The sequence below is a fragment of the Arthrobacter sp. 210 2 genome (genome assembly GCF_059093025.1).
Window position 1 is genome coordinate 756543 of record NZ_JBNHIE010000001.1, and the last position, 12708, is coordinate 769250.

A 12708-nucleotide genomic window follows, 5' to 3' on the forward strand; every position below is an offset into this window, starting at 1 on the left:
CGTAGGTTATTTTGCCGTATCGTAGATATTTGCGTCTTCCCTGTTTACCTTCAGCCTTCATATAGCGGTGGGCTTTGCCTGGCAGCTGACAATCAACGTGCCGTCAACAACGTCACAGCATAGTCAGCACCGGCCCCGGGTCATATAGCGGAACCGGATGGTAGCACTGCGGATTCATTCTGCAGGGTGCACAGCGGGGGAGATCTGAAAACGCCTGAAGGTCTGTGGAAGGATCCCTCTTGGTCGCCTCGAGCACCTCTAATAACGAAACCGCTAACACCGCCGACAGCACTGATGGTGCCACTCGCCGGCTCTCATTCGCAAAGATTCACGAACCTCTTGACGTTCCGAATCTGCTTGCCCTGCAGACGGACAGCTTTGACTGGCTGGTCGGCAACGAGCGCTGGCAGGCACGCGTAGCAAAGGCTGTCGAAGAAAACGATCTCAGCGTCGCCACCACGTCCGGCCTGTCGGACATCTTCGAAGAGATCTCCCCGATCGAGGACTTCCAGGGCACCATGTCCCTGAGCTTCTCCGATCCGGAGTTCGCTGACCCCAAGTACACCATGGCCGAGTGCAAGGACCGGGACGCAACGTACTCCGCTCCGCTGTACGTCAAGGCCGAGTTCATGAACAACAACACGGGCGAAATCAAGCAGCAGACCGTGTTCATGGGCGACTTCCCGCTGATGACCGAGAAGGGCACCTTCGTGGTCAACGGCACCGAGCGTGTCGTCGTCTCCCAGCTGGTCCGTTCGCCGGGCGCCTACTTCGAGCGCGCCGCTGACAAGACCAGCGACAAGGACATCTTCACCGCCAAGATCATCCCGTCCCGCGGTGCATGGTTCGAGCTCGAAATCGACAAGCGCGACCAGGTCGGCGTCCGCCTTGACCGCAAGCGCAAGCAGTCCGTCACCGTTCTGCTGAAGGCCCTCGGCTGGACCGAAGGCCAGATCCTCGAAGAGTTCGGCCAGTACGACTCCATGCGGGCCACCCTGGAGAAGGACGCCACCGAGACCCGCGAAGACGCGTTGCTGGACATCTACCGGAAGCTGCGCCCGGGCGAGCCGCCCACCGTCGAGGCTGCCCAGTCCCTGCTGGACAACCTGTACTTCAACTCCAAGCGCTACGATCTGGCCAAGGTTGGCCGTTACAAGATCAACCGCAAGCTGGGCATCGACCGCTCCCTCGGCGACAAGGAAGCCTCTGTCCTGCACGTTGAAGACATCGTCGCCATGATCAAGTTCCTCGTTGCGCTGCACGCCGGCGAGAAGACCATCAAGGGCACCCGCGATGGCCAGGAAGTGGACCTGCGCGTCGAAATCGACGACATCGACCACTTCGGCAACCGCCGCATCCGCGCCGTCGGCGAGCTCATCGAGAACCAGGTCCGCACCGGCCTGTCCCGCATGGAGCGCGTTGTCCGCGAGCGTATGACCACCCAGGACGTCGAGGCCATCACGCCGCAGACCCTGATCAACATCCGCCCTGTGGTTGCAGCCATCAAGGAGTTCTTCGGAACCTCCCAGCTGTCGCAGTTCATGGACCAGAACAACCCGCTCTCGGGCCTGACCCACAAGCGCCGCCTGTCGGCCCTTGGCCCCGGTGGTCTGTCCCGTGACCGCGCCGGCATGGAAGTCCGTGACGTGCACCCGTCCCACTACGGACGTATGTGCCCCATCGAAACCCCTGAAGGCCCGAACATTGGTCTGATCGGTTCGCTGGCTTCCTACGGACGCATCAACCCGTTCGGCTTCATCGAGACCCCGTACCGCCTGGTCAAGAACGGCGTCGTGTCCGACGACGTCCAGTACCTGACGGCCGACGACGAGGCTGAGGTGCTCATCGCCCAGGCCAACGCGCCGCTGGACGAGAACAAGAAGTTCGCCGAAGAGACCGTCCTGGTCCGTGCCCGTGGTGGTGGAGGCGAGCCTGTGCTCGTTCCCGCCGAGGACGTCGAGTTCATGGACGTTTCCCCGCGCCAGATGGTGTCCGTGGCTACCGCCCTGATCCCGTTCCTCGAGCACGACGACGCCAACCGCGCACTCATGGGTGCCAACATGCAGCGCCAGGCCGTGCCGCTGGTCCGTTCCGAGGCCCCCTTCGTGGGCACCGGCATGGAGCGCGCCGCAGCCGTCGACGCCGGTGACGTTGTCATCGCCAAGAAGGCCGGTGTGGTCACCGAGGTTTCCGCCGAGCTCGTCATCATGCTCAACGACGACGGCACCGAGACCAACTACCGCATCAACAAGTTCGCCCGCTCCAACCAGGGCAACTGCTACAACCACCGCGTCCTGGTGAACGAAGGCCAGCGCCTGGAAGTCGGCGGCATCATCGCCGACGGCCCGGCAACGGACCAGGGTGAACTCGCACTCGGCAAGAACCTGCTCGTGGCATTCATGTCATGGGAAGGCCACAACTTCGAGGACGCCATCATCCTCTCGCAGCGCATCGTTGCCGAGGACGTCCTTTCCTCCATCCACATCGAGGAGCACGAGATCGATGCCCGCGACACCAAGCTTGGTGCCGAGGAAATCACCCGTGACATCCCCAACGTGTCCGAGGAAGTCCTGGCCGGCCTGGACGAGCGCGGCATCATCCACATCGGCGCCGAGGTTGAAGCAGGCGACATCCTGGTCGGAAAGGTCACCCCGAAGGGTGAAACCGAACTGACCCCGGAAGAGCGCCTGCTGCGCGCCATCTTCGGTGAGAAGTCCCGCGAAGTGCGCGACACCTCCCTGAAGGTGCCCCACGGCGAGTCCGGCACCGTCATCGGCGTGCGCGTCTTCGACCGTGACAACGACGACGAGCTGCCCCCGGGCGTGAACCAGCTGGTCCGCGTGTACGTTGCTGCCAAGCGCAAGATCACCGACGGCGACAAGCTCGCCGGCCGCCACGGCAACAAGGGTGTTATCTCCAAGATCCTCCCCGTTGAGGACATGCCCTTCCTTGCCGACGGCACCCCCGTTGATATCGTCCTGAACCCGCTGGGTGTCCCGGGCCGTATGAACGTGGGCCAGGTACTCGAAACGCACCTCGGCTGGGTTGCCAAGACCGGTTGGAAGATCGAAGGCGAGCCCGAGTGGGTCAAGCAGCTGCCGAACCTGCCGCGCGAGAGTGGCCAGACCACTGTTGCAACGCCGGTGTTCGACGGTGCCCGCGAAGAGGAAATCACGGGCCTGCTGGACTCCACCAACGTGACCCGCGACGGTGAGCGCCTGATCAACTCCTCAGGCAAGACCCGCCTGTTCGACGGCCGCTCCGGCGAGCCGTTCCCGGATCCGATCTCGGTCGGCTACATGTACATCCTGAAGCTCCACCACCTGGTGGACGACAAGATCCACGCCCGCTCCACCGGCCCGTACTCCATGATCACGCAGCAGCCGCTGGGTGGTAAGGCACAGTTCGGTGGCCAGCGCTTCGGTGAAATGGAAGTGTGGGCGCTCGAAGCTTACGGCGCCGCCTACACGCTCCAGGAACTCCTCACGATCAAGTCCGATGACATCCACGGTCGTGTGAAGGTCTACGAAGCAATCGTCAAGGGCGAGAACATCCCCGAGCCGGGCGTTCCTGAGTCCTTCAAGGTCTTGATCAAGGAAATGCAGTCGCTGTGCCTGAACGTGGAAGTACTTTCCACGGACGGAACCACAATTGAAATGCGTGACTCTGATGACGCAGTCTTCACGGCTGCGGAAGAACTGGGCATCGATCTGTCTCGTGCAGAGCCCAGTTCCGTAGAAGAGGTCTAGCAGGCGGGCGTACGACGGCGGGTGCCCACCCGCCGTCGTACCCCACCTCCCTCTTCCCGTAACCCAAGACTTCAGAATTTAGAGAACAAGAGAGAACAGGGACCATATGTCCAGCGAATCCTCCTTCGGCCTCATGCAGATCGGCCTCGCCACCGCGGAAGACATCCGCGGCTGGTCGTACGGCGAGGTTAAGAAGCCGGAAACCATCAACTACCGCACGCTCAAGCCCGAGAAGGACGGACTCTTCTGCGAGAAGATCTTCGGCCCGTCCCGGGACTGGGAATGCTACTGCGGCAAGTACAAGCGCGTGCGCTTCAAGGGCATCATCTGTGAGCGCTGTGGCGTTGAAGTCACCCGCGCCAAGGTCCGCCGCGAACGCATGGGCCACATCGAGCTGGCCGCACCGGTCACGCACATCTGGTACTTCAAGGGTGTTCCCTCCCGCCTGGGCTACCTCCTTGACCTGGCACCGAAGGACCTCGAAAAGGTCATTTACTTCGCTGCCTACATGATCACCAGCGTCGACGAGGCTGCCCGCCACGAGGAACTGCCCAACCTGCAGGTTGAGCACGACATCGAGAAGAAGCAGCTCATCGACAACCGCGACTCCGACATCGCTGCCATCGCCCGCGACCTCGAAGGCGAAATTGCACGCCTTGAGGGCGAAGGCGCCAAGGCTGCCGACAAGAAGAAGGCACGCGACTCCGCCGACCGCCAGATGGCCAACGTGCGCAAGCGCGCCGACGCCGACATCGAGCGCCTCGAGCAGGTCTGGGACCGCTTCAAGAACCTGAAGGTCGCCGACCTCGAAGGTGACGAAGGCCTGTACCGCGAGCTGCGCGACCGCTACGGCATGTACTTCGAAGGCTCCATGGGTGCCGAAGCCATCAAGAAGCGCCTTGAGAACTTCGACATGCAGGCAGAGTCCGACCTGCTGCGCGACGTCATTGCCAACGGCAAGGGCCAGCGCAAGACCCGTGCACTCAAGCGACTCAAGGTGGTCAACGCGTTCCTGACCACCAACAACAGCCCGCTTGGCATGGTCCTCGACGCCGTCCCGGTGATCCCGCCGGAACTGCGCCCCATGGTCCAGCTGGACGGTGGCCGCTTCGCGACCTCCGACCTCAACGACCTGTACCGCCGCGTGATCAACCGCAACAACCGCCTCAAGCGCCTGCTTGACCTGGGTGCTCCGGAGATCATCGTCAACAACGAGAAGCGCATGCTTCAGGAAGCTGTTGACAGCCTCTTCGACAACGGCCGCCGCGGCCGTCCGGTCACCGGACCGGGCAACCGTCCGCTGAAGTCCCTGAGCGACATGCTCAAGGGCAAGCAGGGCCGTTTCCGCCAGAACCTCCTCGGCAAGCGCGTCGACTACTCCGGCCGTTCGGTCATCGTCGTCGGCCCGCAGCTGAAGCTGCACCAGTGCGGCCTGCCCAAGCAGATGGCCCTGGAGCTCTTCAAGCCGTTCGTGATGAAGCGCCTGGTTGACCTCAACCACGCCCAGAACATCAAGTCGGCCAAGCGCATGGTGGAGCGTTACCGTCCCCAGGTCTGGGACGTGCTCGAAGAGATCATCACCGAACACCCGGTGCTGCTCAACCGTGCACCTACCCTGCACCGCCTGGGCATCCAGGCGTTCGAGCCGCAGCTTGTTGAAGGCAAGGCAATCCAGCTGCACCCGCTGGTTTGTGGCGCCTTCAACGCCGACTTCGACGGCGACCAGATGGCAGTCCACCTGCCGCTGAGCCCCGAGGCGCAGGCTGAGGCCCGCATCCTGATGCTGTCCTCGAACAACATCCTGAAGCCCTCCGACGGACGCCCGGTCACCCTGCCTTCGCAGGATATGATCATCGGCCTCTACCACCTGACCACCAAGCGTGTCGGTTCAGCCGGTGAAGGCCGCATCTTCGGTTCGGTTTCGGAAGCCATCATGGCGTTCGACGCCCGCGAGCTGCACCTGAACTCGCAGGTCAAGATCCGCCTCGAAGGCTTTGTTCCGTACGCCGGCTGGGAAGCTCCCGAAGGCTGGGAGCCGGGTCAGCCCGCTCTCGTCCAGACGTCCCTGGGCCAGGTCCTCTTCAACGAGACCCTGCCCGAGGACTACCCCTGGGTCGAGGCTGTTGCCGACAAGGGCGAACTGTCCCGCATCGTCAACGACCTCGCCGAGCGCTACCCCAAGGTCGTCACCGCGGCAACGCTGGACAACCTGAAGGATGCCGGTTTCTACTGGGCCACCCGTTCAGGCGTCACCGTCGCTATCTCCGACATCGAGGTGCCGGCCGCAAAGCCGCAGATCCTCGCCGGTTACGAGGAGCGCGCCGCCAAGATCCAGGGCCAGTACGACAAGGGCCTGATCGACGACGACGAGCGCCGCCAGGAACTGATCGAGATCTGGAACAAGGCAACCAACGAGATCGCCCAGGTCATGCGTGACAGCCTGTCCCCGATGAACACCATCAACCGCATGGTGTCCTCCGGTGCACGTGGTAACTGGATGCAGGTCCGCCAGATCGCGGGTATCCGTGGCCTGGTGGCCAACCCGAAGGGTGAAATCATCCCGCGTCCCATCAAGTCCTCCTACCGCGAGGGCCTGTCGGTGCTGGAATACTTCATCGCCACGCACGGTGCGCGTAAGGGTCTGGCTGACACCGCGCTGCGTACCGCCAACTCGGGTTACCTGACCCGTCGTCTGGTGGACGTCTCGCAGGATGTCATCGTCCGCGAAGAGGACTGCGGCACCGAGCGTGGCCTGGTCACGCCCATCGCCGTCGCCGATTCCAACGGCGAGCTGGTACTGGACGAGAACGTCGAGAACAGCGCCTACGCACGTACGCTGGCTGTCGACGTCGTGGACTCCGAGGGCAACGTCCTCGCAGCCGCCGGCACCGACTGCGGAGACGTCGTCATCGACGAGCTCTTCAAGGCCGGCATCACCGAGGTCAAGGTCCGCTCCGTACTCACCTGTGAGTCCAGCGTCGGTACCTGCGCCCTGTGCTACGGCCGTTCGCTGGCCACCGGCAAGACCGTGGACATCGGCGAGGCCGTGGGCATCATCGCCGCACAGTCCATCGGTGAGCCCGGTACCCAGCTGACCATGCGTACGTTCCACACCGGTGGTGCAGTCTCCGCCAGCGGTGGCGACGACATCACCCAGGGTCTGCCCCGTATCCAGGAGCTCTTCGAAGCCCGTACTCCGAAGGGTGTCGCACCGATTGCAGAAGCAGCCGGCCGCATCACCATCGAAGAGTCCGAGCGCCAGATGCGCCTGGTCATCACCCCGGATGACGGAACCGAAGAGATCGCCTACCCGGTCCTTCGCCGTTCACGCCTGCTGATCGAAGACGGCGACCACGTCACCGTCGGCCAGAAGCTGATCAACGGTCCGGTGGATCCCAAGCAGGTTCTGCGCATCATGGGTCCCCGTGCTGCACAGAAGTTCCTGGTGGACGAGGTCCAGGGCGTGTACCGCAGCCAGGGCATCGGTATCCACGACAAGCACGTCGAGGTTATCGTCCGCCAGATGCTGCGCCGCGTCACGGTCATCGAGTCCGGCGAATCGGACCTGCTCCCCGGCGAACTCGCCGAGCGCAGCCGCTTCGAGGACGCCAACCGCCGCGTTGTGTCCGAGGGCAAGACTCCGGCTTCCGGACGTCCTGAGCTCATGGGTATCACCAAGGCGTCGCTGGCCACCGAGTCCTGGCTGTCGGCAGCTTCCTTCCAGGAGACCACCCGCGTCCTGACGCAGGCGGCCATGGAAGGTAAGAGCGACCCGCTGCTGGGCCTCAAGGAGAACGTGATCATCGGTAAGCTGATCCCGGCCGGCACGGGCCTCCCGCGCTACACCGAGGTCACCGTGGAGCCCACTGAAGAAGCGAAGGCCAACCTGTTCACCGGCCCCAGCGCGTTCAGCGACTTCTCGTACGACACCCTGGGCGGTGACGGAGCTCCCGAGTTCCACGCCATCCCGCTGGATGACTACGACCTGGGCAACGACTTCCGCTAGACACGGAGTCTGGCCAAGGGATGGTCCCGCACCGCAAGGTGGGGGACCATCCCCGTTTAACCCGCCGATTAAGGCATGGAGACCGTCCATGCTAGACTTGTTACCAATTGTTATTGTGGCAGTGGATGAGTGCGCCGGTTCCAGCTGAAAGGCTGAACTAGAGCGACGTTTCCGGTTTGCAGGGTTCTTGTGCAACGTATGCCACATTTTTGCATGCCTAGGGACTGTTGAAGACGCCAGTCGTGTCCCGGTGTGCGATCCGACTATTAAGGCTTCGCCTTCACCGCCCTGGAGATCTTCTTCGAGGCCCGGGCGGCGGGGCAACGCAACAAGAGAGTGGCCGGAAGCGGCCGCTCCGGATAAAACGGAGAACACGAGAGTGCCTACGATTAACCAGCTGGTCCGCAAGGGCCGCACGCCTAAGGTCTCAAAGACCAAGGCTCCCGCGCTTAAGGGCAGCCCCATGCGCCGCGGTGTTTGCACCCGCGTCTACACCACCACCCCGAAGAAGCCGAACTCGGCTCTGCGTAAGGTGGCACGTGTGCGCCTCAACGGCGGCGTTGAAGTAACCGCCTACATCCCCGGTGTTGGCCACAACCTGCAGGAGCACTCCATTGTGCTCGTTCGCGGTGGTCGTGTGAAGGACCTCCCGGGTGTCCGCTACAAGATCGTCCGTGGCGCCCTCGATACCCAGGGTGTCAAGAACCGTAAGCAGGCACGCAGCCGCTACGGCGCAAAGATGGAGAAGAAGTAATATGCCTCGCAAGGGTCCGGCCCCCAAGCGGCCGCTCGTACTAGATCCCGTTTACGGCTCCCCGCTGGTGACCCAGCTCATCAACAAGGTTCTTGTTGACGGCAAGAAGTCCACCGCAGAGCGCATCGTTTACGGCGCCCTCGAAGGTGCCCGTGCCAAGTCCGGCGGCGACCCCGTTGCAGCCCTCAAGAAGGCCATGGACAACGTCAAGCCTTCCCTCGAGGTCCGCTCCCGCCGCGTCGGTGGCGCCACCTACCAGGTTCCGGTTGAAGTGAAGCCGGGCCGCTCCACCGCACTCGCCCTGCGCTGGCTGGTTGGCTACTCCAAGGCCCGCCGCGAGAAGACGATGACCGAGCGCCTCCAGAACGAAATCCTGGATGCCTCCAACGGTCTCGGTGCCGCTGTGAAGCGTCGCGAAGACACCCACAAGATGGCCGAGTCCAACAAGGCCTTCGCACACTACCGCTGGTAATACTCCCCGGACGCCGCCGGCTCAACCGAGCCGGCGGCGAACGTGTAGTCCATCCCAAAAGGAGACCCCGTGGCACAGGACGTGCTTACCGACCTTAGTAAGGTCCGCAACATCGGCATCATGGCCCACATTGATGCCGGCAAGACCACCACAACCGAGCGCATCCTGTTCTACACGGGTGTGAACCACAAGATCGGCGAAACGCACGACGGCGCTTCGACCACTGACTGGATGGAACAGGAAAAGGAACGCGGCATCACCATCACGTCTGCCGCCGTGACCTGCTTCTGGGAAAACAACCAGATCAACATCATCGACACCCCCGGCCACGTTGACTTCACCGTTGAGGTTGAGCGCTCCCTGCGCGTCCTCGACGGCGCCGTTGCCGTCTTCGATGGCAAGGAAGGCGTTGAGCCGCAGTCCGAGACCGTATGGCGCCAGGCTGACAAGTACAACGTTCCGCGTATCTGCTTCGTCAACAAGATGGACAAGCTGGGTGCTGACTTCTACTTCACCGTAGACACCATCATCAGCCGCCTCGGTGCCAAGCCGCTGGTTATGCAGCTGCCCATCGGTGCCGAGAACGACTTCATCGGCGTCGTGGACCTGCTCTACATGCGCGCACTCGTCTGGCCTGGCGATGCCAAGGGTGACGTGACCATGGGTGCCAAGTACGAGATCCGCGAGATCCCGGCTGACCTCCAGGAAAAGGCTGAAGAGTACCGCGCAGCTCTCGTTGAGACCGTTGCCGAGTCCTCTGAAGAACTCATGGAGAAGTACCTTGAGGGCGAAGAGATCTCGATCGACGAGCTCAAGGCCGGCATCCGCAAGATGACCATCAACTCCGAGCTCTACCCGATCTTCTGCGGTTCTGCATTCAAGAACCGTGGCGTTCAGCCCATGCTCGACGCCGTGGTGGACTACCTGCCGAACCCGCTCGACGTCCCGCCGATGGTCGGCCACGACCCCCGCGACGAAGAGAAGGAACTGACCCGCAAGCCTTCCGCTGAGGAGCCGTTCTCGGCCCTCGCATTCAAGATTGCGGCCCACCCCTTCTTCGGCCAGCTCACCTTCATCCGCGTGTACTCCGGTCACGTGGAAGCAGGCGCCCAGGTGGTCAACTCCACCAAGGGCAAGAAGGAGCGCATCGGCAAGCTGTTCCAGATGCACGCCAACAAGGAAATGCCCGTTGAGGGCGCTACCGCCGGCCACATCTACGCAGCCATCGGTCTGAAGGACACCACCACGGGTGACACCCTGTGCGACTCCGCCAACCAGATCGTCCTCGAGTCAATGAGCTTCCCGGAGCCCGTGATCTCGGTTGCCATCGAGCCGAACACCAAGGGTGACCAGGAGAAGCTCTCCACGGCTATCCAGAAGCTCTCCGCTGAGGACCCCACCTTCCAGGTGTCCCTCAACGAAGACACCGGCCAGACCATCATCGCCGGCATGGGCGAGCTCCACCTGGACATCCTGGTGGACCGCATGCGCCGCGAATTCAAGGTCGAAGCCAACGTTGGTAAGCCGCAGGTTGCCTACCGCGAAACTATCAAGCGTGCCGTGGAACGCCACGACTACACGCACAAGAAGCAGACCGGTGGTTCGGGTCAGTTCGCAAAGATCCAGATCGCGATCGAACCGCTGGACACTGCCGAGGGCGAGCTGTACGAGTTCGAGAACAAGGTCACCGGTGGCCGCGTTCCCCGCGAGTACATCCCGTCTGTTGACGCTGGTATCCAGGATGCACTGAACGACGGCGTCCTGGCCGGTTACCCGGTTGTGGGCATCAAGGCCACGCTGGTTGACGGCGCGTACCACGATGTTGACTCCTCGGAAATGGCGTTCAAGATCGCCGGCCGTATGGCTTTCAAGGAAGCTGCACGCAAGGCGAACCCCGTTCTGCTCGAACCGCTGATGGATGTCGAGGTCCGCACCCCTGAGGAATACATGGGTGAAGTTATCGGTGACCTCAACTCCCGCCGTGGCCAGATGCAGTCCATGGAAGATGCACAGGGCGTCAAGGTCATCCGTGCACACGTCCCGCTGTCCGGCATGTTCGGCTACATCGGTGACCTGCGCTCCAAGACCCAGGGCCGCGCTGTGTACTCCATGACGTTCAACAGCTACGCCGAGGTCCCGAAGGCAGTTGCCGACGAGATCATCCAGAAGACCCGCGGCGAATAGTCCTTCGGACGTTCGAAGCGAACAAACTCGGGTGCGCTTGCCGGCAACGGAAAGCACAGCCGGTGCAGGTGGCCGGGTACGGTCAAGGCGGTTTCCGGCCATCTGCACGAACAGGCTCGAGGGACTAGTATTAGTTCCTGAATCTGCAATTTCACCAATCCAAAGCCCCCCAAGTAGACTTACCTGAGTTTCCGCCGCGACAAGCGCGGCTGAAGGGTATGTCATTTGAAAACGTTCTAGGAGGAACCTGTGGCAAAGGCAAAGTTCGAGCGGACTAAGCCGCACGTTAACATCGGCACCATTGGTCACGTTGACCACGGTAAGACGACGTTGACGGCCGCCATTTCCAAGGTGCTGTACGACAAGTACCCGACTCTCAACGAGAAGCGTGACTTCGCGTCGATCGACTCTGCACCCGAAGAGCGTCAGCGCGGCATTACCATCAACATCTCCCACGTTGAGTACCAGACCGAGAAGCGCCACTACGCACACGTAGACGCTCCCGGTCACGCTGACTACATCAAGAACATGATCACCGGTGCTGCCCAGATGGACGGCGCAATCCTCGTGGTTGCTGCTACCGATGGCCCCATGGCTCAGACCCGCGAGCACGTTCTGCTCGCCCGCCAGGTTGGTGTTCCCTACCTGCTGGTCGCGCTGAACAAGTCCGACATGGTTGACGACGAAGAGCTCCTCGACCTCGTCGAAATGGAAGTTCGTGAGCTCCTCAGCTCGCAGGGCTTCGATGGCGATGAGGCTCCGGTTGTTCGCGTTTCCGGCCTGAAGGCCCTGGAAGGCGACCCCGAGTGGGTCAAGTCCGTTGAGGACCTGATGGCAGCTGTCGACGAGTCCGTTCCGGACCCCGTACGTGACCGCGACAAGCCGTTCCTGATGCCGATTGAAGACGTCTTCACCATCACCGGCCGTGGCACCGTTGTTACGGGCCGCGCCGAGCGTGGAACCCTCGCCATCAACTCCGAGGTCGAGATCGTTGGCATCCGCCCGGTCCAGAAGACCACGGTTACCGGTATCGAGATGTTCCACAAGCAGCTCGACGAAGCATGGGCCGGCGAGAACTGTGGCCTGCTGCTCCGTGGCCTGAAGCGCGACGATGTCGAGCGTGGCCAGGTTGTCGTCAAGCCGGGTTCCATCACCCCGCACACCGACTTCGAGGCCAACGTCTACATCCTGTCCAAGGACGAAGGCGGACGTCACAACCCGTTCTACTCCAACTACCGCCCGCAGTTCTACTTCCGCACCACGGACGTAACCGGCGTTATCACCCTGCCCGAGGGCACGGAAATGGTTATGCCTGGCGACAACACTGAGATGACCGTTGCGCTCATCCAGCCCATCGCTATGGAAGAGGGCCTCGGCTTCGCAATCCGCGAAGGCGGCCGCACCGTTGGTTCAGGACGCGTTACCAAGATCATCAAGTAGTCCTTGCTGATCAAACGGATGCCCGGGATGTAATCCCGCATAGTCCACGGAAAACCCCGCTGCTGTGTGCAGCGGGGTTTTCTTTTGCTAGTGTTAATCCACT

At 62.3% G+C, this 12708-nt stretch carries 6 protein-coding genes; all 6 read left to right on the forward strand.

Annotation, left to right across the window (positions count from 1 at the left end; genetic code table 11):
• Window positions 1-239 precede the first annotated feature (239 nt).
• The 6 genes from rpoB to tuf all read left to right on the forward strand — a co-directional run bounded on the left by rpoB (window position 240) and on the right by tuf (window position 12605).
• The gene (gene rpoB / locus AC5RWA_RS03615) at window positions 240-3749 is read left to right on the forward strand and encodes a DNA-directed RNA polymerase subunit beta (RefSeq protein WP_079596667.1); all 3510 of its coding nucleotides are present in this window, start codon (window positions 240-242) and stop codon (window positions 3747-3749) included.
• Window positions 3750-3855: 106 nt separating this feature from the next.
• The gene (locus AC5RWA_RS03620; RefSeq protein ID WP_079596668.1) at window positions 3856-7755 is read left to right on the forward strand and encodes a DNA-directed RNA polymerase subunit beta'; all 3900 of its coding nucleotides are present in this window, start codon (window positions 3856-3858) and stop codon (window positions 7753-7755) included.
• Between the two features lie 379 nt (window positions 7756-8134).
• The gene (gene rpsL, locus AC5RWA_RS03625) at window positions 8135-8509 is read left to right on the forward strand and encodes a 30S ribosomal protein S12 (RefSeq protein ID WP_009358312.1); all 375 of its coding nucleotides are present in this window, start codon (window positions 8135-8137) and stop codon (window positions 8507-8509) included.
• A 1-nt stretch (window position 8510) separates the two neighbouring features.
• Window positions 8511-8981: a 30S ribosomal protein S7 gene (gene rpsG, locus AC5RWA_RS03630; protein ID WP_026531948.1), complete on the forward strand. Its 471-nt coding sequence runs from the start codon at window positions 8511-8513 to the stop codon at window positions 8979-8981.
• A gap of 69 nt (window positions 8982-9050) precedes the next feature.
• A complete protein-coding gene (gene fusA, locus AC5RWA_RS03635) occupies window positions 9051-11165 on the forward strand; it encodes an elongation factor G (protein ID WP_079596669.1) in 2115 nt (704 codons plus the stop codon).
• A 249-nt stretch (window positions 11166-11414) separates the two neighbouring features.
• The gene (gene tuf / locus AC5RWA_RS03640; protein ID WP_050054308.1) at window positions 11415-12605 is read left to right on the forward strand and encodes an elongation factor Tu; all 1191 of its coding nucleotides are present in this window, start codon (window positions 11415-11417) and stop codon (window positions 12603-12605) included.
• Window positions 12606-12708: the final 103 nt, after the last annotated feature.